Here is a 25,042-nt window from a genome sequence, read left to right as displayed (position 1 = left end):
CCGTTGCGGCCTGGAGATCATCATGGAGCAAGCGACAGGGCAAAGGCTGTCAGTCAGCTTGCAGCAGGCCGGCATGTGCGTTCAGGCAGCTTTTTTAACGGTGGGGGAAAACATGTTTTCCATTGCACTGCGCACCTTGTACGCCGGCGTGGACATGTCCATCGCCACGTCGGCCCAGCTCAGGCTTTGGCCTTTCTTGACGGCACGCACGACCTTGACGTTGTGCGCCAGCCCCAGCGGCAGCCCGCCCATCTTTACAGACGTGTCCGCCGGCAGCAGCTTGCCCCAGACGGTGTAGCCGCCTTCACCGTCGAGCATGTCGCCAGGTTTGAGGTCACGCTTGGCGGTGGCCACGACGTCCGCGTTCCAGCAGGTGGCCACGCCGGTGGGCTCGCCGCGCAATGCCACGCTGGCCACCGACACGCCGACTTCCAGGCCGATCAAATGCCAGCGCTTGTACAGCGTGAAGTAGCGCCCGCTCGGATCGGTATGGGCGTTGTACTCTTCAAAGCAGTTCTTGATGTAGTCGGTCTCTGCCTCGACCGTGACCCAGACGCCCATGCGGATGTCGTAGGGAATCTTGCGTCCGTTGGCTTCGAGTGACGAGATGACTTCGACCATGCCCTTTCGCTCGAGCACGCCGCCTTCACTGATCGGCCGTGTGACGTAAGGAATGTCTTCCACGCTGGCCGGCGGATACAGCAGGCCGTTGCTGGGCACGGTCAGTCCGGTCGCGTTGGCCACCGCGGTGGACTCGATCGAGGGTTTGGAGCCGTCGAGAAAGCTGTTGAACATTTTCGGGTTGAGGCCGCCGCGCTCGGCCTGCTCGGGCGTGAGGCCGTAATTGCCCCAGACCGTTTCGGGCGTGGATTCGCAAAAATGCGGCAGCCATTTGTGGCCGCGGCCCGCCGCCACCACCGGAAAGCCGCAGGTGCGCGCCCAGTCCACCAGGTCGCAGATCAGGGCTGGCTGGTCGCCAAAGGCCAGTGAGTAAACAACACCCGCTTCTGCGGCCTTGCGGGCCAGCAGCGGGCCGCAGAAGGCATCGGCCTCGACGGTGACGTTGACCACATGCTTGCCGTGCGCAAAAGCCTGCAGGCAATGTTCGACCGCAGCGACCGGGTTGCCAGTGCATTCGACGATGATGTCGATCTGCGGGTGGGTCACCACGGCGTTCCAGTCGTCGGTGATCCACGTTGCTCCTGTTTTGATAGCTGCTTGCGCAGATTCCGCCTGGGCTAATGCCGGATTCCACCCCACACGAGCGAGGTTGGCACGGGCTGCAGCGGGTGACAGGTCGGCAATCGCCACCAGATGCACACCGGGTGTGCGTGGAATCTGCGCCAGGTACATGGAGCCGAACTTGCCAGCACCGATGAGGCCGATGCGAATGGGTTTGTTGTCTGCCGCGCGTTGTTGGAGTTTGCTGAAAAGATTCATAAGGCTCAGGCCGCCTTGCGGTCAGGCGCAATTTCTTCCATCGAGGTTTGCAGCGCCGTGGCCGGCACGCCGTTTTTCCAGGGCAGATCCACCGGGTAATCTTTCAGCAGGCAGTCGTCCGGCAGGCATTCGATCGGCGTGAAGTCCCGGTGCGCAATGTACTCGGGGCGTTTGTGGCGGCGAATGTGGTTGCTGACCGCGCACAGACTCAGGTAAACGCTGACACGGTTGAAAGGCGACAGGTTGCTGCCCGAGGCATGCACCAGGCAGGAGTGAAAAAGAATCATCGAGCCGGCCGGGCCCTTGGGGCTGACGATGCCGCCTTGCTTCCCGCCGGCGCGCTGCACCAGCTGGCGGATCAAATCATTGTCCACCGTCCACAGGGGGTAGCTGGTGGTGGTCAGGTCGTGCTTTGCATCAACCACGCCTTTTTTGTGGCTGCCGGGAATGAACATCAACGGCCCGTTGTGCTCGGTCACATCGTCGAGAAAAATCGCGACATTCATCGCGCGCTCGGTCGGCATCAGGTCGTCGTTGAGCCAGGTGCCATAGTCCTGGTGCCACTGCCAGACGTCGCCTTCAAAAGCCATTTTTCCGTTGATCTTGAACTGGTGCATGTAGAGCTGTTCGCCCAGCAGGTCCTCCACCGGCTTGATCATGCGCGGGTGCCGCCCCAGTTTGGCAAAGGGCTTGCTGTACATGTGCGCGGCAAAGTTGGTGCGCACCGCATCCTTGCCTTTTTCGCGCACGTTGTAGTCTTCGCGCCGGCTGTAAAGCTCGGGCACGGCGTCATTAAGCGTTTGTGTTTCTTCCGGTGTGAACAGGCCAGGAAAAAACAGGTAACCGTCGCGGTCGAATTGGGCGAGTTGTTCGGGTGTCAGGTGCATGGTCGTCTCCGTTAGGGCGTCAGGCGGGCAGGGCAGCCGCCGGGGGTGTGGGCTGAAGGGCGGTACTCAGGAGGCCGGAGAGGTTGCGGCTGGCATCGTCGACATGCTGGCGGATCAGGCTTTCCGCTTTGGCCTCGTCGCCATTGGCAATGGCGTTGGCAATGGCTTCGTGTTCGTCCCAGATCGATTCGCGCATGGTCGACACCTGCAGCACGGCGCCCATGGCGCGGCGAATGTGATGCCAGTGCAATTGAGCGGTTTGGGCAATCAAGGGGTTGTTCGATGCGGCGTAAATGGCCGCATGAAACTGCGCGTCGGCTGCGATCATGGCCTTGATGTCATTGCTGCGGGCAGCGGTGCGCCCCTGGCTGATCAAGGCCGGATCCATCCGGAACCGGGCCCGGGCTGCCAGCCCGGCTGCCAGCGCGTCGAGTGCGCTGCGCACCTGGTAAATCTGTGTGAGCCAACCCACATCCAGCGGGGCGACCAGCACGCCACGGCCCGGCGCGTCGAGCACAAAACCGTCCTTTTTCAGCAAACGCAGGGCCTGCAACACCGGCTGGCGGGACACGGCCAGTTGTTCGGCAATGTCTTCCTGCATGATGCGCGCGCCGGGCGCCAGCGAACCTTCGCTGATGGCGTCGAGCAAGCTGCGATAAACCTGGTCCACAAGATCCGGGATGGACTCGATTTTGATGAGTTGGGGTGTCATGTTTGAACTCTGTATACAGAATACGGTTGGATGTGATCAAAACTTAGCGGGTTTACCCGTATCACTCTCGCAAGAGGCGGGCTGTGCCAAGATGGCAGCATTTCACCCCTACCTGAGGAAATTCCATGACTCGCCCCGACCCTGCCTGGCTGGACCGCATGTACAACAACCGCGCCCTGGTGCCCGAACATGCGCTGCATTTCAGTCGTTGGGCGCAAGATTCAGCACAGGCGCGCAGCAGTCAGCCGAACACGCTGGATATTGCCTATGGCGAGAGCCCAGGCGAAAAGCTCGACGTGTTTCCGGTGGCCAAACCCCAGGGTGGCGGCGCGCCGGTTCTGGTGTTCGTCCGTGGCGGTTACTGGCGCTCGCTCGACAAGGCAGACCACTCGTTTGTGGCGCCCGCTTTTACGGCGGCCGGGGCCTGCGTGATCATTCCCAATTACGACCTCTGTCCGGCGGTGACCATCCCCGACATCACCTTGCAGATGGTGAAGGCTCTGGCCTGGACTTACCGCAACGTGGAGCGCTTTGGTGGTGACCCGAAGCGCATCACCGTTATCGGCCACTCGGCTGGCGGCCATCTGGCGGCCATGCTGCTGGACTGCCTCTGGACTGCTTACGCAAAGGATTTGCCGAAGGACCTGGTCAAAAACGCGTTGTCGATTTCAGGCTTGTATGAGTTGGAGTCCATCATGCACACACCCTTCCTGAAAGACTCACTGCGGCTGACGCCAAGCCAGGTGGCGCAGGCCAGCCCGGCCTGGTTGCCGGCGCCGAAAAATGGCGTGCTCTACACCGTGGCGGGTGCCGACGAAAGCGATGAATTTTTGCGGCACAACGCGTTGATCGAGCAGGCCTGGGGCAGGCAGGTGGTGCCGGTGCGCGAGGCGCTGCTTGGCAAAAACCACTTCAGCGTGCTGGAGGCGCTGGTGGACACAGAGCACCGGCTGCACCGGCTGGCGCTTGAACTGCTCTTTGCGACTTCCAGGCCTACGGCCTAGATTTCGACGTCGTATTCCAGTTCCACCTCGGAGGCTGGCAGGCCACCGCGGATAGCCCAGTTTTCGCGCGGCGCTTCCCGCAGCAACACCTTCAGGTGGTCTGCAGGGATGCCGCACATGCCCAGGTTTTTCACGATGGCCTGGTACAGCGCGCGTTTGGTCTCGCGGGAACGGCCGACGAAGCAGTCCAGCGTGACCAGCGTGTAACGGTCGCTCTTGCCGGGTGGCCCGGCAAAGCGGTGCGACTCATGCACAAAAAGCCGGATGGAGGTCGTCCAGTCGGGTACCTTCAGCGCCGACGTCATCGCCTCCTGCACGGCGGCAATCAGGGCGGTTTCTTCTTCGCGCGAATATTCTCGGCGTATTTCAATGGCTGCGGTGGGCACGGATTTTCGTTTTCATGAAGGAGCGACGACTGTACTCTGCCCGACGGGCGACAGCTTGTTACATCAGAAGATGCTCACCTGCATTGTCGCCGCCCAGGATCACGTAGTTGACCTTGCGAATATCCATCAACCTGGTGCCACCCGAATAACTGATTGCGCTCTGCACGTCTTCTTCCATTTCGCGCAGCGTGTCCTTCAGGCTTCCCTTGACCGGCTCCAGGATGCGTTTGCCTTCGACGTGCTTGTACTCGCCCTTGTTGAAGTCCGAGGCGCTGCCGTAGTACTCCTTGAACAGCCGCCCATCGACCTCCACGGTTTTGCCCGGGCTTTCCTCCAGTCCGGCGAGCATGGAGCCGATCATCACCATGGTCGCCCCGAAGCGGATGGACTTGGCGATGTCGCCGTGTTCGCGGATGCCGCCATCGGCAATGATGGGTTTGGTCGCCACCCGTGCACACCACTTGAGCGCCGAGAGTTGCCAGCCGCCGGTGCCAAAACCGGTTTTCATTTTGGTGATGCAGACCTTGCCCGGGCCGATGCCGACCTTGGTGGCATCGGCGCCCCAGTTCTCCAGGTCGATGATTGCTTCAGGCGTGCCCACGTTGCCGGCAATCACAAAGGATGCAGGCAACTTTTGCTTGAGGTAGGCGATCATGCGCTGCACGGTGTCGGCATGGCCGTGAGCAATGTCGATGGTGATGTAGTCGGGCGCCAGACCTTCGGCTGCCAGCTGGTCGACCGTGTCGTAGTCGGCCTTCTTGACGCCCAGCGAGATGGACGCGTACACGCCCTCAGCCGCCACGCGTTTCACGAAGGCCAGGTTGTCCAGATCGAACCGGTGCATCACGTAGAAATAGCCGTTCTTCGCCATCCAGACGCAAATCGATTCATCGATCACCGTCTTCATGTTGGCCGGCACCACGGGGATACGGAAGTGGCGGCTGCCCAGCGTGACACCGGCGTCGCATTCGGAGCGGCTTTCCACGCGGCATTTGCGCGGCAGCAGCAGAACATTGTCGTAGTCGAAGATTTCCATGAATCCCAAGCCTTTAAAAACTGTTGAAGAACAGAAGGCACTTGGACTGGACCGGCTTGTTCTGCGGCGGACGCAGAAACAAAAAACCGGGCGCAATTGCTTGGGCCCGGTGACTGATTTTACCCGCGCGCCCTCGCGGCGCGCATAGGAGTAACCGTATGGTCCTTATATGGGGCGAAGCATTCCCATCGGCAGCGCCGTTTTCATTCCATCTCGATCTCGGCAATGCGCACGGTTTCGCTGCCACGGGTCAGTCGCACGCTGGTCCATTCATCGCGCGCTTGCGGCGTACCAAAGCCGGTGGTGACGCGCACCATCGCGGTGGTACCGGCCGACAGCACTTGCTGCCGATTGCCAAAGAATTGCGCCTGAACAAGGTACTTGCCGGGTTTGGCTGATTTCAGCGCAAACTCTTCCGGGCCGTAGCCACCCCTTGCGTCCGGGCTCATAGTGCCGCCCTGGTAGGTGAGGCGGTTGGCGTAGCTGGCTTTTTCACCGTTGGGATCGGTGATCCACATGTCGATGTCGGTGTCATCGGTATCCCAGGCCATGACAACGCGTAGCGCCAGCGGCAGATTGCGGCGCAGGCGGGCATCGATCTGGCTCAGATCCAGTGGCGACCCGCCGCTCGCCTGTGCTTGCGCGATGATTGCGTTGAGTTCGGCCAGCGCGATCATGTTGATGCCGGAAAAGCGGCCGTGCCAGGGACGTGAAACCACCTCCCACAGCGCGTTGACCGCGCGTTGTGTCTGGCCACTTTCCGCCAACGCCAGGCCGAGGTCGCGCCAGGACTGCGGCTCGTTCGGTGCTAGTTCGCTGACCCGTTCAAATACTGGCGTGGCCAGGTCCGACCGTTTCGCTTGAACCAGGCGGTAGGCATAGAGGCGAAGCAACTGGCGGTTTTCGAGGTTCATCTCCGCCAGGTTGGAAAGGACGCGCAGTCCCAGATCGGACATTCCGCGCTCGAAGAACACGCCGGCTGCGTCCATATAGAAGGAACTGCTGTTCTGATGGCTGCCGCGCTCATCGAGGTAGATGTGGTAGAGGTTCGCGTTGTTCGCTGCCTGCAGGCGTTTGAAGTAAGGCGCATCGGGTGTCCATGCTTGCAGTGCGATGGTGGCTGTGGTCGGGCTTGCGGCTGTCTTGGCAGAGGTGCTGTCAGCGGAAGGCCGTGGCGCGGGCGCTGCGGCTGAAGCGGGTGCGGGTGCAGCCATGGGTGCGATGGGTGCCGGTGCTGGTGCCAAGCGCTGCGATAGCGAGGCTTCCGCAAGGGAAGCAGCACCCACGGCGCCTTGTGCGGCCGGCAAGGGGTCGGGGCGCTTGGGCGCCTCCTTGGGGAACTCCTTGTCCCACCAGCGCTGTCTGGTCTCCATCTGCCGCACCATGGCTTCAACGTGATCCTGGCGCGATTGCGTGGCCTGCGCCAGCTGCAAGTGCCCGAGTCGCGCGACTTCCTCTGCCAACTCGGGGGGCGGTGTCAAAGCGTAGCGCGCATAGTCGGCCGCAAGCTCCAGCACGATCAGGGAACTGTTGGGGCCCACGATGCCATGCGTTGCCGCGATTCGCTGCAGTTCCGCGCTGTGCAAGGTCGGGTTTTCAGCCAGCTCGGCGCTGCGCCACATTGCCCACTGCTGTGCGGGCCAGCGGCCGCCGGCAGCCTTGGCATCCACATTCAAGCTCAGCGTGCGTTTGCGTCCATCCGGATGGACCAGCATGATCTCGACGCGCGCACGGGAGTCAGCCAATTCGCCAGCGACTGACAGCCGGTTTTGATGCACTCGCGTCGTGGGTGTGGTCAGATGCTGCGCCGTGAGGCTGCTCAGACGCTCGATGCGCCAGCCATGGAAAAGCAGGGCACGGGTAGCCTCGTCATGGGAAAGCCGCGCCGCGTCCACCAACGCGCCACCGGTGCGGTCTGCCAATCGGGTCAGTCGCGGGACGTCGGCCGTTGCCGCGCTGTTGATCACGAACACCGGCGCGGAATGCCGGTAGTTGATGAGCTTTTTGCCATCAGTCATCAGGCCATCCGTCACCATCAGTGTAGTGTCCACGTCGGCAGGAATAGCCAACTCGTCGAAGTTGCTGGAGCCGTCCAACGGCTCCGATCGAAGAGCATCGGCGAGTTCGTTAAAACGCCCAGGCGCGACGGAGAAGCTGCGTACAGGCTCGGCGCTGTTGCGCACCACCAGCAAGCTGACTTTGACGGTCCGCCGCAAGTTCCGAAAATAGGCATCAAGTACGGGCAGTACCCTACTTTGAGCCGACGACGACGCAGAGGCATCCCATATCAGCGCGATATGGGCAGGGTCGGGCCGCCTCACCGGCTCATCGTTAAAGGCCAATTGGCCGGCAAAAAAGTATTTGCCGTCCGTTTCACTCACCATCACTTGCGGCCTCGCGGCATGGTGGACTGCGATTTGCAGCCAACCTGCAACCCCTTGAGGCGCCGACCACTGGTTCCTGCGCAGACGCAGTTCGGTACTCGTGCTGCCTGTGGTCATCTCGGTTCCTGAAGGGGCTTGCAGCAATTGCACATCTTTTTGCGCGGCACCGTGAGCCCGCACATGGACTTGCAGCTTCCCCACGGTGGACGCAAATGCCAGTGGAACCCGAAGCACGCCGAAATCACGCTGACGTGGCAACGTCTCCGTGACCGTGAGCACCACACGGCGCTCACCTTGCGCGGGGATGGGATAGACCCTTAGTTTGTACTGATTGCCGGCCGTAGCCTCCAGCAGTCCGGGGTCGACGCGCCGGCGACGAATATCTTCAAATATTTCCTGTCCGCGAGCTTTGGGCACCGGCACTGCGTCGCGCAGTCGCCCGTTCACGTCCAAGGCGAAGCCTGTCACGGTTTGGCCGTCGAGCAGCGGGAATTGCAATTCGCCCTCGAGCACCCGATTGTTGGGGTTGAACAGACGTAACTCAATACGGGTCTGTGCCTGGTCACCGAACAGATCCACCTCTATCCCCGCTTCACGCAGTTGGATCGGCTGCCCCGGTTGGGTATTCAATACAACGGTCGGGGGGCGCCAATCAGGGGGCGGCGCCATCTTGCCGGTCAAAATGCCTGGTGGCACCGGGCTGAGTGCCCATACGGGAAGGCTGAGGCAAAAAGCTGCTGCGCATTGAAGAAATTTGGCCGCGTAGAGCGAGCCGGACCAGTGTGGCATGGAGACCCCTTTTTTTGTTGATGATCCGGCTTAAACGAACCGGCCAGAGAAATGGGGTTAACCGGATGAAAATTTAGTTAGCCTTTGACGCAGCGCGACTGCGCTGCCAGAAGAATTCGCCCTTGAGCGTCCTGCACCCAGCCGATCACGCGTACCCGCCCGGTGTTCATGCCGGCAGGCACATCCATCGAGCGCGACTCGATGAAGGATTTTTGCTCTGTATTTGATAGCTGCTGAGGCCCGTCCCATGTGGACTGAATGAGGTTTCTGACCATATTTCTGGCGACCGGCGTGCCTTCGGTGCCGACTGGAATGGTTTCCACCAGCGCCAGCCAGGCGGTCCAGGGCTGGGCAGCGGTCTTCGGCACAACGCCTTTGAACGCTATGGATGCGCCTATGTAACCGGAAACCGGTAAGCCATGAGCGACGCGCAGGGTGCCGGTCCGTCCCTGCACATGGGTCTTGCGGTTCAGGCTGGCGGGCGGCGGCGCTGTGCCCAGCGCTTCCAGGCGCTTGAGTCCGTCCCGGGTGGCGACTGCCGATAGCGGAGCGTTGTCGCCCTGGTTGCCGGGCACCACCCAGTCCAGGACCACTGCGCCCCGGTCGGCACGCGGGGTGGCCGGGTCGGTCCAGCAATCGGCACAGTCGGCGTTGATAAAACGTTCAAGCAATGCCACGGGCCGGCCTTGGCCATCGCTGGAACAGGAAGACTGCGCACGCGCCATGCCGGGAAAACCGATACCAGTCGCCAAAAGGCAGGCAGCCAACCATGCGGGCGCCGATAAGCCAAAACCTGTAATCATGAGAATCCCGGAAATTCTGCGTATGTTCGCAGAAGTCGCAGACGGGCCGAACTTTACGGGTTTTCCATCCGCAGCCACAATGCGCCGCCCAGCATGAAGAGGGCTATCCAGCCGGTGGTGAAGCCCATGAGCAAGGCCGTGCGCCGGCCCGAGCGTGTCAGCTCGAGGAACGATGTCTTCATGCCCAGCGCTGCCACACCCACGGTCAGGCAGGCCTGCGAAGCCTGGCCCAGCCCCGTTTGCAGCGGGCCGGGCAGCCAGCCCAGCGAATGACAGGCTGCCATGGCGAGGAAGAGCAGGACAAAACCAGGCACCAGCGGCGGGCGATGGCCGGTTGAAGGGAGCCCGGCGCTGCCCGGCTGCCGAAAGGCCAGCGCCACCCCCATCACCGCAAGGGCCAGCAGGCTGACCCTGAGCAGCTTGACGACGGAAGCTGCATCTCCCGTTTCACCTCCCAAGGCATAACCAGCCACCACCACCTGGGCTACATCGTGAATGCTGCCGCCAATGAACAGGCCGGCAAGTGCGGGCGGCAGCTGCAAAAAGGTGGCAACCAGCGGGTAAGCCAGCATCGCCACCGTGGACAGCAAGGTGGCCAGCACCACCACCGACAGAGTCTCGCGTTCTCGCTCTGAACTCGGCGGCAGCACGGCGGCAATGGCCATAGCGGCTGAGGCGCCGCAAATCGAAGTTGCACCGCCGGCCAGTACACCCAGGGTGGCGGACAGGCGCAGGCGCCGCGCCATCGCCACCCCTGCCAGCAGGGTGGTCGCCGCGCCGAGGATGGTGATGAAAACGGTGGGCCAGCCCAGCGCGGCAATCTGGCTCAGGGTGATGCGTGCGCCGAGCAGGCCCACCCCCAGGCGCAAGAGGGTGCCGGCGCAAAAGCGCACGCCGGGCGCGGTGCGAACCTCCGCATGCAGGTAGTGCAGGGCCGTGCCGAACAGCAGGGCGTACAGCATGGATGGGCCGCCATGCAAGCCGGCCACAAAACATGCCGCCAGGGCGATCAGTACACACAGGCCTGCACCTGGTAGCGCCAGGCCCCAGCTTTGCCAGGGAGGCATGCGTATGTAGCGCAGCATCATCGAGCGCATGCGGCCGGCGCTTTACTTGTCGACAAACGCGCGTTCGATGACGTAGTGGCCCGGATGGCTCATGTTGCCTTCGGCCAGCCCCAGTTTGTCCAGCAGTGCTCGCGTGTCCTTGAGCATGGCCGGGCTGCCGCACAGCATGAAGCGGTCGTGCGCCGGGTCCAACGCAGGAAGCCCTGCTTCGCGACACAGCTGGCCCGTCTCCAGCAGCGTGGGGATGCGACCCTGGTGTCGAAAAGATTCGCGCGTGACGGTGGGGTAGTACACCAGCTGCCGGGCGACCTGCTCGCCAAACCATTCGTTGCGCGGCAACTCCGTCGTGATTAGTCCCGCGTAGGCCAGCTCCGCCACCTGGCGGCAGCCGTGCACCAGCACGACCTTTTCGAACTGCTCATAAACCTCGGGGTCGCGGATCATGCTCATGAAGGGCGCCAGCCCCGTACCTGTGCCCAGCAGGTACAGCGTGCGGCCGGGAAGCAGGTTCTGTGTCAACAGCGTGCCCGAAGCCTTGCGGCCGACCAGCACGGCATCGCCGGGCTGGATGTGCTGCAGCCGGGAGGTCAGGGGGCCGTCGGCCACCTTGATGCTGAGAAATTCGAGCGTTTCTTCGTAGTGGGGGCTCACCATGCTGTAGGCGCGCATCAGCGGGCGGCCATCGACGTTCAGCCCGATCATGGTGAACTGCCCGCTCTGGTAGCGAAAGCCCGGATCACGGGTGCAGGTGAAGGAAAACAGCCGGTCCGTCCAGTGGTGCACCGTCAGGACTTTCGCCTCGAAGAAGTTGCTCATGGTGTGGTCTGAAGGGAGGGGATTGAAGCCAGTTCGTGAAGGTAGGCCCAGGGATAGATGCCGCGGTCATGACCATCTGAAAACCCCAGCTGCAGACCGAACTCTCCAACCGGTTGCAGCACGGTGAGGGCGATGCCCGTCGCAGGAGCTGTGAGATTTCCGGCACGCCGCAGGCTTTCGCAAGCGGCGCAGCGGCAGGCCGCGCGAAGGGCAGACGCTTCCAGCGTGCTGCGCAGTCCGTCGTTCCACAGCACTTCGAGCTGGCCCGAAGCTTCATGCAGAACGATGTCCAGTGGCCAGACGGCGGGAGTGGCCATGGTCACACCACCGAGCTCATGCCCCGTGGGCCGATTTCCGTGCTCAGACCTCCGAGGCCACCGTCGCTGAGTTCGCCACCCATGGCCGCCAGGCTTTCTTCGCGGATCAGGGCCCGAATACTGCCCGCCATGGCGGCAAACTGCGGCGTGGACATCATCTCCGGCGTACGCGGCCTCGGCAGCGGCACCACCATTTCGGATTTGATGCGTCCGGGGCGCGCCGTCATGACATAGATGCGGTCCGACAGGAAGACGGCTTCGTCGATGTCATGGGTGATGAACAGCACCGACAGACGCAGCCGCTGCCACATGTTGGTCAGAATTTCCTGCATGACCACCCGGGTCTGCGAATCGAGCGCTCCGAAAGGCTCGTCCATCAGCAGTACCTGCGGGCTGGTGGCCAGCGCACGGACGATGCCCACGCGCTGTTTCATGCCGCCGGAAAGTTGGTCGGGGTAGTGGTTCTCGAACGAGAGCAGGCCAGCCAGGCCGAGCAGCGTACGTGCCTGGGTTTCGCGCTCGTTTGCCGACAGGCCCTGCATCTTCAGGCCGAACTCGACATTCTTGCGCACAGTCATCCAGGGAAAGAGCGAGTACTGCTGGAACACCACCCCGCGGTCGGAGCCCGGCCCCTTGATGGCGCGTCCGTCCAGCAGGGTTTGGCCAGAGCTGGGTTCCAGAAAGCCGGCCACCACGTTGAGCAGTGTCGACTTGCCGCAACCTGAAGGCCCGATCAGGGAGACAAACTCTCCGGGATTGACATGTAATGAAACCTCGCTGACAGCGTCCAGCGTGCCGCCCCGGGTATCGAACTGGATGCCGAGATCGCGTACCTCGATATGGCCGCGGGATGTTTCGATCGGTTTGGAGAGAAGCGCATTCATGACCGCCCCGCTTTCGCCGAGAACGCTGTCCAGGGCATCGTTATGCGTGCCACCAGGCGGATGGCCCCGCTGCATAACAAACCGAGCACGCCGATGGTGATCATGCCAAGTGCAATTTCCGAATAGGTGATCAGCGAATAGGCCTCCCAGGTGAAGTAACCCACGCCGAATTGGCCCGAAATCATCTCCGCTGCGATCAGTGATACCCAGGCCACGCCCATGCCCACGGCCAGCCCAGTGAAGATGTGTGGCAAGGCGCCGGGCAACACCACTTGCGTCAGCAGGCTCGTCTCCTTGGCGCCTAGCGAGCGCGCGGCTCTGAGCAGCACCGGATCGATGGCCTGCACGCCATGCACCGTGTTGAGCAGGATGGGAAAAAAAGCGCCCAGAAAGGTGATGAACACGATGCTGACCTCATTGGTCGGCCATAACATGATGGCCATGGGCACCCAGGCAATCGCCGGGATGGGTCGAAAAACTTCCAGGGCGGGCATCAGGAGCTGGCGCGCGCGGCGATAGCGGCCGATCATGATGCCCAGGGAAATGCCCAGTGCGCAGGCCACCAGAAAACCCAGCAGGATGCGGCGGACGCTGATGCCTATGCTGGTGATGAACTTGGTGGATCGATTGACTTCGACCACCTTGTCGAATACTTCGCCGGGTGTGGGAATGTTGTTGAAGCGGATATAGAAGTCCACCCGGAAACGGGTGGCCAGTTCCCAGAGCAGCAGCACTGTGCCAATGGATACAACCGCCAGCAGCCAGTCACCCAGATGACTCCGGATCCAGCCGAGCAGCCGTGCGGCGCGAACCACCGGTTGGGCCGCGATGGGGGCTTGCACCGGTTTGCCGGCAGGCGGGGCATGCAGAGGCACGATGGGGACGACGGTGTCGCGCACCGGCGCCTGAACCTGCACCCTTTCTGCCGGTGGGTCACCGCCGTAGTCGCTGTCCATCAACTGGGCTGTTTTCATGGTTCAGCGCCCCGCGACGTTGGTGCGTGAGGCGATGTCCAGTGCCTGGGCGTAGGTGGCGAGTTTGCCGCTTGTTTTTGCAGCATGTGCCTCGGCATCTTTCTTCAGCAGAAACGGCACCATGGGGTTCTTGCTACCGGCGCCTTCCACCGCATAGAAGGCCTTGTCGGCGAACACCTTGATGCCCAGTTCCTTGTCGAACACGTAAGCCACGCTCACTTTTTTGCCTTCACCCTCATACTGGCGAATGCCGGCCAGCAGGCAGGTGGGCGAACTGACGGGAATGATTTCTCCGCCGGCGAGCCAGATTTCACCCGCGTCTTTTGGCCGTGTGACTGCTGTCTTGCAGACCGGGTCCTTGCCGGAAATGTCGTAGTTGGCCAGGGTCTGCTTTTGCGCGTCGTAGTCCAGGCCGCGCTCCTTGTAAGCCTGGCGCACATAAGTCTCGTTGACCCAGGCATTGATGTCGAACTCTTTCACGCGGCCCAGCTTGCCGAGCACGCCGTGCGCTGTCTTGATGGTGTCCAGCCAGCGCGGTTTGATGGTCGGGTCGAGCGTGTGGATGCCGCCCGGGCCAAGGAAGATGTAAGCCACTTCCTTCTCGATCTTGGTCCATTCCTCGATTTTTGCTGCAGCGGCCTTCGGGTCCTTGCGCACCCATTCATTGGCTTCCATCAATGCCTTGATGTAGGCGACCACAGCCTCTGGATACTTCTGCGCGAAGTCCTTGCGCACCACCACGCCGTGGAAGGTGGGAATCTTGGTCTGCGCGCCGTCGAAGATCTTGCGCGCGAATCCCCGGTAAGGCAGCAACTCAGCGAAGGGCACGAAGTCGCCGTGGCCATCGATTTTCTTTTCCTGCAGGTTGGTTGTCCCCACTTCCGGGCTCTGGCTGACCAAGCTCCAGAAGTCGTCTTTCCAGCCGCGTTCCTGCATGGCTTGCAGCATCATGCCGTGCGCTGCCGAGCCGAAGGGAACTGACACGTTTTTCCCTTTCAGATCGGCCAGCTCGTAGTAAGGGCTGTCCTTGTGCACCACCACGCCGTTGCCAGCGCCGAAAGCGTTGTAGGCAATGATGGCCACCAGTTGGGTTTCATTACCGCGATTGTTCTGGCCGGTGGCGCCGTTGACCAGCAGCGGGTAGTCGCCCATCATGCCGATCTGCAACTTGTCGGCGACCATGCCATTGGTCACCGGCGGGCCGGAGGTGAAGTTCTGCCAGTCAAGTTTCCACTCGATGTTGGCGTATTTGCCGGTTTTGGGCAGGTGCTTTTCGAGCAGCTTCAGCTCCTTGATCACGATGCCGCCGGTGACGGTGTTTGTCGTCGTGTTCTGGGTGCCGATACCGATGCTGACCACCTGTTTGGCCTGGGCCGCGGCCAGGCCGGGCAGCAGTGCAAGGGCCAGCAGCAGGGCGGGTCGCCAGCGTGGCACCGCAAGCTTGGCATGTAGGGACGAAAGGGCAGAAAGATTAGAAGTCATCATGATCTCCAGGCAGGTTTCACAAATGCTCGGTTTGGTAACGCAAGTTCGATACCACATCAGTCTCCATTGGCGAATCAGGCGCTCTCGGTCAGCAGCGCTCTTTTGTCATGTCGGCTCGCCCAGTCGTCGGCGTCGGGCAGCGGCTCCCGCGACTGGGTGATCAGCGGCCATTTCCCGGCCAGCTCCGTGTTCAGTGCCAGGTATTCCAACTGACCGGGAGGCAGGTCTTTTTCCTCGACGATGGCCTCGACCGGGCATTCCGGAATGCAGACGCCGCAGTCGATGCAAACCTTCGGATCGATCACCAGAAAGTTCGGACCTTCGTGGAAACACTCTACGGGGCAAACAGCCACGCAGTCGGTGTATTTGCAGCGTATGCAGGCTTCGGTGACGACGTGGGTCATGGCATGTCTCCTGTCGCGACGGCCCCGCTCATCTGGATGCTGGTCAGGGCGAGCTTGGCGAGCTTGCGCACATCTGGGTCGTTGTCGTGGAGGGCACGCTCCAGGTGCGTGATGGCGCGCGGGTCGCCGACTTCACCGAGTGCAATCACCGCCTCCTTGCGCAGGTTGCTCACCGCATGCTGCAGGGCCTGGCAGAGCACCTCGACACCGCCCCTGGCCTTGAGCTTGCCCAGGCTGCGCGCTGCCTTGACGCGGACCTGCCAGTAGTCGTCGTCCATGGCGCGCACCAGGTCCGGCACACCCAGCGCAGACCCCAGCTTGGCAAAAGTGGTGGCCGCTTCTTCGCGGACCTGCCAGGCCGGGTCGGTAAGGGCACGGCTCAACGCGGGGTGGACGCTGATCTCGGCCGATTCGCCGGCATAACCCAGTGCGCCCACGGCGACGCGGCGGACCTCTGGATCCGGATCGTGGACGGCGGCTTGGGTCAGGGTGCCGATGGCCTGCGGATTTTTCAGGTAGCCGAGCACGCCCACGGCGGCGCGCCTGACCATCGCGTCGTCATGCCGAAGCGAGCTCAGGGCCGGTTCGAAAGCCTGGCTGACGCGCAAGGAGCGTACGGCGTGCAGCGCGGCGGCGCGCACGCCAGGATCGGTGTCCACGAGGTAGGGCAGCAGTGGGGTGGCGGAGGCCGGCTGCTTCAACTCGGCCAGGGTGTAGGCGACGGCCTCGCGCACCTCGGCAGAGCTGTCCTTGAGCAGGGGCACCAGTTGCGCCAGCACTTCGACTTCCTCGAAACCCTCCAGGGCTTTTGCGGCTTCCAGGCGCACCTGCGCATCCGTATCGGCCAGGGCTGCGGTCAGCAGCGGGGCAACGTCGTCCTCCTCGTCGGTATAAGGCAGGTCGATCACGGCGATCCGGCGCACGCCTGCATCGGGGCTGCGCAGGCGCTCATGGATGCTGGCGGGGGTGGTCATGGTATTCATGGTCAGGTCCTCAGCGCACCAGGTAGGGGATGTTGACGTGCACTGCGCCAGTGGGGCAGTCCTTCTCGCAGGGCATGCAGTACCAGCACTCGTCGAACTTCATGAAGGCCTTGTTCTTCACCAGGTCGATGGCCAGGACGTCGAGTGGGCAGACATCGACGCAGACGGTGCAGCCCTTGTCGGCGATGCATTTGTCCTCGTCTACAACGACGGGAGCCTGGGTTCGGGTGATGGCGATGGTCATGGGTGTTTCTCCTGGGGTGTAATTCAGGCGGCCTGCGCAGGACGGGCGACGCGCAGGCGCTGGTAGGCCGACTTTTCCTGCTCGTTGAGTTCGACCACGTAGGGCTCGATGGCACGTTTTCGGAACACGGCGTTGCCCTTCGCGTCGCTGGTGACGTTGGTGTGGCAGAACCAGTTCTCGTCGTCTTTTTCCGGATGGTCCACACACAGGTGGTACAGCCCCCAGCGGCTTTCGGTGCGAAACAGCGAGGCGCGGGCCGCCAGCTCTGCGCAGTCGCGGATGGTGTGGGCCTCCATGGCGCGCATTAGTTCATGCGGGTCGGCGGCAATCATGGAATCGAGGTCTTCGCGGATCTCGTCGAAACGCTGCAGGCCGATTTCCATCTTGCGCGTGACCTTGGGCGGTTGCAGGTAGTCGTTGACGATGCGGCGGGTCTTGTACTCCACCTGGAAGGGTGTGAGGCCCTCGCTGCGCGACAAAGGCGCCAGCACGCGCTCGCGTTCGGCCTCCACCTTGTCCTGCTCGAAACGCGGTTGCTCAATACCCGAAACATAGTCGGCAGCGTTTTCCCCGCAGAACTTGCCGTAGACAAACGCGCCCAGCATGTAGTTGTGCGGAATGCTGGCGCAGTCGCCGGCGGCGTACAGCCCGGGGATCGAGCATTCACCTTTTTCGTTCGTCCAGATACCGGAGGCGCTGTGGCCGCTGCAAAAGCCGATCTCGGAGATGTGCATCTCGATCATGCTCTTGCGGTAGTCCGTGCCTCGCCCTTCGTGGAAGCGACCGCGGCTGGGCCGTTCGTTGGTGTGCAGGATGTGCTCGATCTCCGAGATGGTTTCTTCGGCCAGGTGGTCGAGCTTGAGGAACACCGGCCCTTTGCCGCCTTCGAGCTCATTGAAGAACTCCATCATCATCTGGCCGCTCCAGTAATCGCACTCGATGAAACGCTCGCCGGCATTGTTGGACGTATAGCCGCCGAAGGGGCCCGTCACGTAGGCGCAGGCGGGGCCGTTGTAGTCCTTGATCAGCGGGTTGATCTGGAAACACTCCAAGTTGGTCAGTTCGGCGCCGGCGTGGTAAGCCATGACATGGCCTTCGCCGCTGTTGGTAGGGTTCTCATAAGTGCCGAACAGGTAGCCTGAAGCCGGCAGGCCGAGCCGGCCGGCAGCGCCGGTGCAGATCACGACCGACTTGGCCTTGATGACATAAAAATCCGCGGTGCGGCAGTCGAAACCCATGACCCCGGCGACCTCCCCGGACGGGCCGGTGAGCAGTCGGGTGACCACCACACGGTTGGTGATCTCGACACGCGCCCGCTTGAGCTGGCGGTACAACACCCGTTTCATGTGGTGGCCTTCGGGCATGGGCAGCACATAGCTGCCCAGGTGGTGTACCTTGCGCACCGCGTAGTCGCCGGTTTCGTCTTTCTCGAACTTGATGCCCCACTTGTCGAGTTCCTCGATCATGGCGAAGCTGTTGGCGGCATAGGCGTACACGCCTTTCTGGTCGACCACGCCATCGTTGGCAACGGTGATTTCCTTGGTGTATTGCTCGGGCGTGGCATGGCCGGGAATGACGGCGTTGTTCAGTCCGTCCATGCCCATGGAGATGGCGCCGCTGCGCTTGACGTTGGCCTTGTCCACCAACAGGACGCGCAGTTTCGGGTTCTTTTCCTTGGCCTTGACAGCGGCCATCGGGCCGCCGGTGCCTCCACCGACCACCACGATGTCGTACTCGAGTTCAATCGTTTTCATGTGTGCCTTTCGGTTCAAACGTGCTGGACGGGAACGCGATCGACGCGAACCCGGTACTGGAAGGCGTCGCCGCGGTAATAGAGGTGCTCATAGTCCACGGGTGTACCGTCGCTGGTGTGGGTGGTGCGCTCGATGACGAGAACGGGCGACCCCTCTTCCACACGAAGCTGGGTGGCGAGGTTGTCATCCGCCAGGGTTGAGCCGATCTGCAGATCAGCGTGGCCGAGTGACAAGCCATAGTCGTTTTCGAGAATCACAAACACGTCGCGGGTCGCCAGGTCTTCCCTGGCAAGCCGGTTGCCCAGCGCGGTCGGCAGGTAAGTAACGTCCAGTGAAATCGGCTCGCGGTTGAGGAAGCGCAGCCGCTGCAGTTCGGTCACGCGCGCCCTTTTCGGCAACTGGAGCCGCTCCTGTACCTGAGCCGTAGGCGTGACGGTGCGAATCGAAACAACGCGGGCAAAGGTCTCATAACCCATCTGGCGCATCGCCTCGCCAAAACCCTGCAGCCGGCCCAGGTCCTGGAAGGCTTTGGGCTTGGAGACAAAGGTGCCCTTGCCGTGCATGCGAAAGATCAGGCCTTCGTTCTGCAGGTCGTTCAACGCCTGGCGCACCGTGATGCGGCTCACGTTGAAGAGCGCCATCATTTCGCTCTCCGATGGCATCTGCTGGTGCGGCTGGTAGCTGCCATCAAGAATCCGTGCCCGCAGGATGTCCTTGATCTGCGCATACAAGGGCGTGGGCGACTCGGGCTGCATGACCGCTTCAGCTGTGGGCCGTGGGTTTTCCGGGACCGCGTGCAGTGGGGTGTTGCGAAGCCTGGGATTCATGGGGGCACCAACTTGTTATGACAAGTTATGCTGAGCAAAAGCCATGCCAGCCGAAACAGGCCTTCCAGGGCGTCCAGTTAGCTATAAAGGTGCAAAAAAGCAGTCCGTGGCGGGGCCAAAAGTCCGCAGGCTGTGCACTTCCAGTGCATGGCCCGTGCGAGTGCACAAAAATACGCCCCGATTTGTTGAAGGCCTGGCGGCGTTCAATGGCTGCCCGCTTGTGTCGGATCTATATAGGCGGCTTCGGCAGGGCGCCGCTGTAAATGTTTGTACCGGCGCGTGTGCGGTGGTACCCTGCGGGTCCTTCTGCAATTGCAGGCACATGCCAGGCATGTGTTTGCTCCAACTGGCTTTTCCATATGAACGAAACTCCCATTTCCACCTGCGACGTACTTATCGTGGGTGGGGGCCCCGCCGGCTCCACCATTGCGGCCCTGCTCGCCGCCCAAGGGCGTGACGTGGTGTTGCTGGAAAAAGCGCATCATCCACGTTTTCACATCGGCGAATCGCTGCTCCCCGCCAACGTGGAACTTTTTGAACGCCTGGGGGTGCGCGACCAGGTCGACCGCATCGGCATGCCCAAATGGGGTATTGAGTTTGTGTCACCTGAACACGCGCACTGCAGCTATATCGAATTTGCCGATGCCTGGGATAAATCGATGCCCTCGGCCTGGCAGGTGCGGCGCTCTGAGCTGGACGAGCTGCTTTTCCGCAATGCGGCAACGCGCGGGGCAAAAACACTCGAAGGTTGCACCGTACGTGATGTGAGCTTTGACGCGGAAGGCGCCACTGTGCAGGCCGAGCTCAACGACGGTGCGAAGCGCAGCTGGCGCGCCCGCTTCGTGGTGGACGCCTCCGGCCGCGATACGCTGCTGGCGAACAAGCTTCAGTCCAAGGCAAAAAGCAAGGAGCACAACAGCACGGCCCTGTTTGGCCATTTCACCAACGTGGAGCGACTGGAAGGCAAGCGTGAAGGCAATATCAGCATCTGCTGGTTCCCGCACGGCTGGTTCTGGTTCATTCCGCTGGCCGATGGCACGACCAGCGTCGGTGCGGTGTGCTGGCCGTATTACCTGAAGACGCGCGAAAAGCCGCTGCGCGAGTTTTTCATGGACACCATCGCGATGGCACCGGAGCTGAAACGGCGTCTTGCCAATGCCACGCTGGTCGATGACGCGGTGCATGCCACCGGTAATTTTTCCTACAGCAGCACCCACGCGACGGGCGATCGCTACCTGATGCTGGGTGATGCCTATACCTTCATCGACCCGATGTTCTCGTCGGGCGTGTACCTTGCGATGCACAGCGCCTTCGATGGTGCCGAGCTGGTGGCGACCGCGCTTGACCAGCCGGCCGACCTGCCTGCGGTGCGCAAAAGCTTCGAGGCGATGATGCGCAAGGGCCCGAGCGAGTATTCGTGGTTCATTTACCGCGTGACCAACCCGACCATCCGTGAGATGTTCATGCATCCCGCCAACCCTATGCGCGTCAAGGAAGCACTGCTGTCGCTGCTGGCCGGCGATATTTTTGGCAAGACGCCGTTCTGGGGGCGTCTGCGGGTGTTCAAGGCGATTTATTACGGCATTTCGCTGGCGAATATTCGGCGCACCTGGGCCGGCTGGAAGCGTCACCGCATGGCGATCCGCGACGTTGGCGCGCTCAGGGGCGAGACCATCCTGAAGACGGACGGAAGCTAGAGCCTGATCCTGTGTGCCCGGACGGAGCTGGTGTTCTTCCTACAATGGGAGGATGTTCCCAGAAGTCCCCAGCTCCCCCCTCCTGCACAACCTCAATCCGGAGCAACTCGCAGCAGTCACGCTGCCCAGCACGCACGCGCTGATCCTGGCCGGCGCCGGTTCCGGCAAGACCCGTGTGCTGACCACCCGCATCGCCTGGCTGCTGCAAAACGGATACGTTTCGCCCGGCGGCATCCTGGCGGTGACCTTTACCAACAAGGCAGCCAAGGAGATGCTGACGCGCCTGTCGGCCATGTTACCGGTCAATGTGCGCGGCATGTGGATAGGCACCTTCCATGGTCTGTGCAACCGCTTCTTGCGCGCGCACTACAAGCTCGCCAACCTGCCTTCCACCTTCCAGATCCTTGATACCCAGGATCAGCTTTCTGCGATCAAACGCCTGTGCAAGCAGTTCAATATCGACGACGAGCGTTTTCCGCCCAAGCAGCTCATGTGGTTCATTGCCGGCTGCAAGGAGGACGGCCAGCGCGCCAAGGATGTGGTCGTGCGCGACGAGGAAACACGCAAGAAAGCCGAAATTTATGCGCTGTACGAAGAGCAGTGCCAGCGCGAAGGTGTGGTCGATTTTGGCGAGCTGATGCTGCGCAGCTACGAACTGCTGCGTGACAACGCGCCGGTACGAGAGCACTACCAGCGGCGTTTTCGCCACATCCTGATCGACGAGTTCCAGGACACCAACAAACTGCAGTACGCCTGGATCAAGATGCTGGCCGGGCAAGGCGACGATGCCGCATCCGGTGCTGACGCCATGCCGGGCGGATCGGTGATTGCCGTGGGCGACGACGACCAGAGCATCTATGCTTTTCGCGGCGCGCGTGTTGGCAACATGGCTGATTTTGTGCGCGAGTTCCACGTCCAGCACCAGATCAAGCTTGAGCGCAACTACCGCAGCTTCGGCAACATCCTGGATTCGGCCAACGAACTGATCAGCCACAACAGCAAGCGCCTGGGCAAGAACCTGCGCACCGAAGCCGGCCCGGGTGAGCCGGTGCGTGTTTTCGAAGCCACTTCGGATTTCGCTGAAGCCCAGTGGTTTGTCGATGAGGTGCGGCAACTGGTGCGCGACGGCACGGAGCGCAAGGAAGTTGCGCTGCTCTACCGCAGCAATGCGCAAAGCCGGGTCATGGAGACCGCACTGTTCAACAACGGCATCCCTTACCGCGTCTACGGTGGCCTGCGCTTTTTCGAGCGCGCCGAGATCAAGCATGCGCTGGCCTATTTGCGCCTGATGGACAACCCGCATGACGACACCAGCTTCATGCGCATCGTCAACTTCCCGCCGCGCGGCATCGGATTGCGCAGCATCGAGCAATTGCAGGATGTGGCGCGCGCCTCGGGGTGTTCTCTACACGACGCGGTCAGCGCCGTGCCGGGCAAGGCCGGCGCCAACCTCGGCGCCTTCGTCGCCAAGCTCGACGTTTTGCGAGAGCAGACGCCGGGCCTGAGCCTGCGCGAGATCATCGAGCTGGTGCTGCAGCACAGCGGGCTCGAGGAACACTACAAGCTCGAGAAGGAAGGCCAGGACCGGCTTGAGAATCTGGGCGAGCTGGTGAACGCTGCCGAGTCCTTTGTCAGCATGGAAGGTTTCGGCCGCGATGCCGTGGCCTTGCCGGTCGATGAACTCGGGGTTGCCCTGTCGCAATCGCCGGCCAGCCAGGGGCTGGACCCGTCCGCGCCCCTGAGCGACGAGCCGTTGCCCGAGCTTCTGGCACCCGACAGCGAAACCGGTGAAACGCTGTCGCCGCTGGCCGCTTTCCTGACCCATGCCGCGCTCGAGTCCGGCGACAACCAGGCGCAGGCCGGGCAGGACGCCGTGCAGCTGATGACGGTTCATTCGTCGAAGGGCTTGGAATTCGACTGCGTGTTCATCTCCGGTCTGGAGGACGGCATTTTCCCGCACGAAAACTCCCTGAGCGATGCGGGCGGCATTGAGGAAGAACGCCGTTTGATGTACGTGGCCATCACGCGCGCGCGCAAGCGCCTGTACCTCAGCCACTCGCAGACACGCATGCTGCACGGCCAGACCCGCTACAACCTCAAAAGCCGCTTCTTTGATGAGCTGCCGGAGGCAGCGCTCAAATGGATCACTCCGAAAAACCAGGGGTTCGCGCAGGCCTATGGCGGCCAGGGGGGCGCCTGGGGTGCTACAAATTCAGGAGCTGCTGGTGCCCGTGGCGATTGGGCTAAAGCCGCTTTTGCTTCAAAGAGTCAGGGCGGTGAGCGTTTTCCCAACCCGGCAGTGCCGGTGCAGCGCGAAGCGCCGGCGCATGGGCTGAAGACTGGCATCAATGTGTTTCACGCCAAGTTCGGCGAAGGCCGGGTGATGATGCTTGAGGGTAGCGGCGACGATGCCCGGGCACAAATCAATTTCACGCGACATGGCGTGAAATGGCTGGCGCTGAGCGTGGCCAAGCTCACGGTGGTTTAGGTACCTTGGTTAAGATGAGGCAGACGACCAACCGCCCGCGAGACAACAATGAACGAGACAGAGTCCAACCCTCAAGCAGACGATGCCACCGTCGAGGTCAGCCACCAGGAATTCAAGACCGGTCTGTCCATGGGCCGTTTCCGCCTGATCGTGAACCCTGAGCGCGCGCAGAAATACGTCAAGCACCGGCTGTTCGTGATTGGCATTGCGCTGCCGCTACTCGGGATAGGGGCAGCGCTGGCCCTGTCCGGCCATGTGTGGTGGGGGCTGCCGCTCGTGCTCGTCGGCGCCTTGCTGCCCCGCGTCATCAAGGCGCATGCCGCCAAAATCCTGCTGCACCTGGCGCTGCATGATGCCAGGACCTACCGGGAAGCGATCGAGTACGAAATCCTCGAAGTGCGCCGCGCTATCTGAGCAGCCTGCCGTCTCGCCCGATCACGGTGACTTCGACAAATTTCGAGCCGACACGGTTTTCCGGCGAAAAACTTACCTTGAAACCTCCCACGTCATAGCTGTTCATTTTTTCGAGCTGGCTGATGATCTTTGCGCGGGTTGGATCGGCACCGCTGCGGCGTATGGCTTCCACAAGAATTTTGGCTGCGATGAAGGACTCCATGCTGGCGTAGGAGACCACTTTGTCCGGCTGGTATTTGGCCATCAGGGTCTGGAACTCGCGGGCTACCGGCGCCAGCGTGGAATAAGGGTAGGGCATGACCTGGGAGATGCCGATGCCGCGGGCGTTGTCCTCGCCGGCGTTTTTCAGCAGCTCCTTGAAGTTCACCACCGAGATGCTGAACAGCCGGGCCTTGCTGCCCTGGGCACGCATTTTCTTGATGAAGGCAGCAGAGGCCCGGTTGACCGACACCATGATGATGGCGTCAGGGTTGGCTGGCGCAATGGCGGCGACCGCTGCATCGACCTCTTCAGGCTTGGTGCGGTCATAAGCGCCCGTGGCCACGGCCTTCATGCCAAGCTTTTGCATCGCGCTTTCCGCACCCACCAAGCCGCTTTTTCCGAAAGGATCGTCCTGGTACATCACGGCGAAGCGGCGCAGGCCGATGGTGTACAGATGTTCCACCATGCGCGCGGTCTCGTCGGTGTAGCTGGCCCGGATGTGGAAGATGTGCGGGTTCATCGGGTCGCGCAAATCCTTGGCCCCGGTGTAAGGCGCCAGCAGCGCAATGCCTGCATCTTCCAGCACCTTGTTTTTATTCAGGGCCAGCACGTTGCCGGTGCCGACAAACCCGAACAGCGCCAGCGGCTTGTCTTCAGCCAGCAACTGGCGCGTCAGGGCCAGGGTCTGGTCGGGTTTGTAGCTGTCGTCCTTGAGGGCGACGCGAATCTTGCGGCCATAAATACCGCCGTTGTCGTTGACATAGGCGAAATACGCAGCGCCGCCCGCCACATATTCGTTGCCGGTTCCGGCAATCACGCCGGTCAGTGGCGCTACTTGTCCGATCACCAGATCCTCGCGCCCCGGCGCGGCGTGCCCGGGAAGGACAAACGACAGCAGGGCGGCAAGGCCTAGGGCTCTGGCCATGAGATGAATCGTCTTGTTTTTCATCAATTTTCCTGGTTAATTAACATTGTTTGATAGTTCTGCATTGCAGAACTAACTGCTTACTCCATCAGCGCGATTTTGAAACACTCGGACACATTTA

General features: G+C 61.9%; 23 protein-coding genes. 4 read left to right on the top strand and 19 right to left on the bottom strand.

Annotation, left to right across the window (positions count from 1 at the left end):
• Positions 1 to 81: 81 nt before the first annotated feature.
• The 3 genes from B0B52_RS19465 to B0B52_RS19455 are packed head-to-tail and all read right to left on the bottom strand — an operon-like array spanning position 82 to position 3,039.
• A complete protein-coding gene (locus tag B0B52_RS19465; protein ID WP_077595332.1) occupies positions 82 to 1,440 on the bottom strand; it encodes an NAD(P)H-dependent oxidoreductase in 1,359 nt (452 codons plus the stop codon).
• A gap of 5 nt (positions 1,441 to 1,445) precedes the next feature.
• Positions 1,446 to 2,327 (bottom strand): phytanoyl-CoA dioxygenase family protein, encoded by an 882-nt coding sequence (locus tag B0B52_RS19460; protein WP_077595331.1) that lies wholly within the window; start codon positions 2,325 to 2,327, stop codon positions 1,446 to 1,448.
• 19 nt (positions 2,328 to 2,346) lie between these two features.
• Positions 2,347 to 3,039, bottom strand: a complete 693-nt coding sequence (locus tag B0B52_RS19455) for a GntR family transcriptional regulator (RefSeq protein WP_077595330.1) — start codon at positions 3,037 to 3,039, stop codon at positions 2,347 to 2,349.
• Between the two features lie 125 nt (positions 3,040 to 3,164).
• Here B0B52_RS19455 and B0B52_RS19450 point away from each other — a divergent pair, with 125 nt between their 5' ends.
• Complete coding sequence (locus tag B0B52_RS19450) at positions 3,165 to 4,043, top strand: alpha/beta hydrolase (RefSeq protein WP_077595329.1); 879 nt, start codon at positions 3,165 to 3,167, stop codon at positions 4,041 to 4,043.
• Here the strand turns inward: B0B52_RS19450 and B0B52_RS19445 are convergent.
• The 15 genes from B0B52_RS19445 to B0B52_RS19375 all read right to left on the bottom strand — a co-directional run bounded on the left by B0B52_RS19445 (position 4,040) and on the right by B0B52_RS19375 (position 19,124).
• The gene (locus tag B0B52_RS19445) at positions 4,040 to 4,429 is read right to left on the bottom strand and encodes a tautomerase family protein (RefSeq protein WP_077595328.1); all 390 of its coding nucleotides are present in this window, start codon (positions 4,427 to 4,429) and stop codon (positions 4,040 to 4,042) included. The genes B0B52_RS19450 and B0B52_RS19445 overlap by 4 nt on opposite strands.
• A gap of 58 nt (positions 4,430 to 4,487) precedes the next feature.
• The gene (locus tag B0B52_RS19440; protein ID WP_077595327.1) at positions 4,488 to 5,465 is read right to left on the bottom strand and encodes a GMP reductase; all 978 of its coding nucleotides are present in this window, start codon (positions 5,463 to 5,465) and stop codon (positions 4,488 to 4,490) included.
• A gap of 203 nt (positions 5,466 to 5,668) precedes the next feature.
• The gene (locus B0B52_RS19435) at positions 5,669 to 8,638 is read right to left on the bottom strand and encodes a VIT domain-containing protein (protein WP_077595326.1); all 2,970 of its coding nucleotides are present in this window, start codon (positions 8,636 to 8,638) and stop codon (positions 5,669 to 5,671) included.
• A gap of 77 nt (positions 8,639 to 8,715) precedes the next feature.
• Positions 8,716 to 9,441 carry a hypothetical protein gene (locus B0B52_RS19430; RefSeq protein ID WP_254425777.1) on the bottom strand — a complete coding sequence of 242 codons (726 nt, stop codon included), beginning with the start codon at positions 9,439 to 9,441 and terminating at the stop codon, positions 8,716 to 8,718.
• A gap of 53 nt (positions 9,442 to 9,494) precedes the next feature.
• Positions 9,495 to 10,538, bottom strand: coding sequence for a YeiH family protein (locus B0B52_RS19425; protein WP_077595325.1), 1,044 nt, complete (start codon positions 10,536 to 10,538; stop codon positions 9,495 to 9,497).
• 12 nt (positions 10,539 to 10,550) lie between these two features.
• Complete coding sequence (locus B0B52_RS19420; protein WP_077595324.1) at positions 10,551 to 11,324, bottom strand: ferredoxin--NADP reductase; 774 nt, start codon at positions 11,322 to 11,324, stop codon at positions 10,551 to 10,553.
• Entirely contained in the window at positions 11,321 to 11,641 is a 321-nt protein-coding gene (locus B0B52_RS19415) for a gamma-butyrobetaine hydroxylase-like domain-containing protein (protein WP_077595323.1), read from the bottom strand. The genes B0B52_RS19420 and B0B52_RS19415 overlap by 4 nt, the downstream gene beginning before the upstream one ends.
• 2 nt (positions 11,642 to 11,643) lie before the next feature.
• The gene (locus tag B0B52_RS19410) at positions 11,644 to 12,525 is read right to left on the bottom strand and encodes an ABC transporter ATP-binding protein (protein WP_077595322.1); all 882 of its coding nucleotides are present in this window, start codon (positions 12,523 to 12,525) and stop codon (positions 11,644 to 11,646) included.
• A complete protein-coding gene (locus B0B52_RS19405) occupies positions 12,522 to 13,499 on the bottom strand; it encodes an ABC transporter permease (RefSeq protein ID WP_217349821.1) in 978 nt (325 codons plus the stop codon). Before B0B52_RS19405 ends, B0B52_RS19410 begins: the two co-directional genes overlap by 4 nt.
• A gap of 3 nt (positions 13,500 to 13,502) precedes the next feature.
• Positions 13,503 to 14,981: an ABC transporter substrate-binding protein gene (locus B0B52_RS19400; protein WP_077595320.1), complete on the bottom strand. Its 1,479-nt coding sequence runs from the start codon at positions 14,979 to 14,981 to the stop codon at positions 13,503 to 13,505.
• Between the two features lie 77 nt (positions 14,982 to 15,058).
• Positions 15,059 to 15,388, bottom strand: coding sequence for a ferredoxin FdxA (fdxA, locus tag B0B52_RS19395; protein ID WP_077595319.1), 330 nt, complete (start codon positions 15,386 to 15,388; stop codon positions 15,059 to 15,061).
• Entirely contained in the window at positions 15,385 to 16,371 is a 987-nt protein-coding gene (locus B0B52_RS19390) for a HEAT repeat domain-containing protein (RefSeq protein ID WP_077595318.1), read from the bottom strand. Before B0B52_RS19390 ends, fdxA begins: the two co-directional genes overlap by 4 nt.
• A gap of 10 nt (positions 16,372 to 16,381) precedes the next feature.
• Positions 16,382 to 16,615: a ferredoxin family protein gene (locus B0B52_RS19385; RefSeq protein WP_077595317.1), complete on the bottom strand. Its 234-nt coding sequence runs from the start codon at positions 16,613 to 16,615 to the stop codon at positions 16,382 to 16,384.
• Positions 16,616 to 16,638: 23 nt separating this feature from the next.
• Positions 16,639 to 18,369, bottom strand: a complete 1,731-nt coding sequence (locus tag B0B52_RS19380; protein ID WP_077595316.1) for a fumarate reductase/succinate dehydrogenase flavoprotein subunit — start codon at positions 18,367 to 18,369, stop codon at positions 16,639 to 16,641.
• Between the two features lie 14 nt (positions 18,370 to 18,383).
• Positions 18,384 to 19,124 (bottom strand): GntR family transcriptional regulator, encoded by a 741-nt coding sequence (locus B0B52_RS19375; protein WP_077595315.1) that lies wholly within the window; start codon positions 19,122 to 19,124, stop codon positions 18,384 to 18,386.
• A 431-nt stretch (positions 19,125 to 19,555) separates the two neighbouring features.
• On the opposite strand from B0B52_RS19375, the gene B0B52_RS19370 reads away from it, so the two are divergent.
• From B0B52_RS19370 to B0B52_RS19360, 3 genes are read left to right on the top strand one after another with little or no spacing between them, the layout of a single operon-like run.
• Positions 19,556 to 20,893, top strand: coding sequence for an NAD(P)/FAD-dependent oxidoreductase (locus tag B0B52_RS19370; protein WP_077595314.1), 1,338 nt, complete (start codon positions 19,556 to 19,558; stop codon positions 20,891 to 20,893).
• A 52-nt stretch (positions 20,894 to 20,945) separates the two neighbouring features.
• Positions 20,946 to 23,381, top strand: a complete 2,436-nt coding sequence (locus tag B0B52_RS19365) for a UvrD-helicase domain-containing protein (RefSeq protein WP_077595313.1) — start codon at positions 20,946 to 20,948, stop codon at positions 23,379 to 23,381.
• Positions 23,382 to 23,429: 48 nt separating this feature from the next.
• Positions 23,430 to 23,795 (top strand): hypothetical protein, encoded by a 366-nt coding sequence (locus B0B52_RS19360; RefSeq protein WP_077595312.1) that lies wholly within the window; start codon positions 23,430 to 23,432, stop codon positions 23,793 to 23,795.
• Here B0B52_RS19360 and B0B52_RS19355 read toward each other — a convergent pair.
• On the bottom strand, positions 23,788 to 24,921 hold the full coding sequence (locus B0B52_RS19355; protein WP_077595603.1) for an ABC transporter substrate-binding protein: 1,134 nt from the start codon (positions 24,919 to 24,921) through the stop codon (positions 23,788 to 23,790). The genes B0B52_RS19360 and B0B52_RS19355 overlap by 8 nt on opposite strands.
• Positions 24,922 to 25,042 lie beyond the last annotated feature (121 nt).

It is taken from the genome of Polaromonas sp. A23 (assembly GCF_002001015.1).
In the GTDB taxonomy this organism is placed as follows: Bacteria; Pseudomonadota; Gammaproteobacteria; order Burkholderiales; family Burkholderiaceae_C; genus Polaromonas.
The sequence above is the reverse complement of the archived record's forward strand: the minus strand, read 5'-3'. Positions and strand labels throughout refer to the sequence as shown.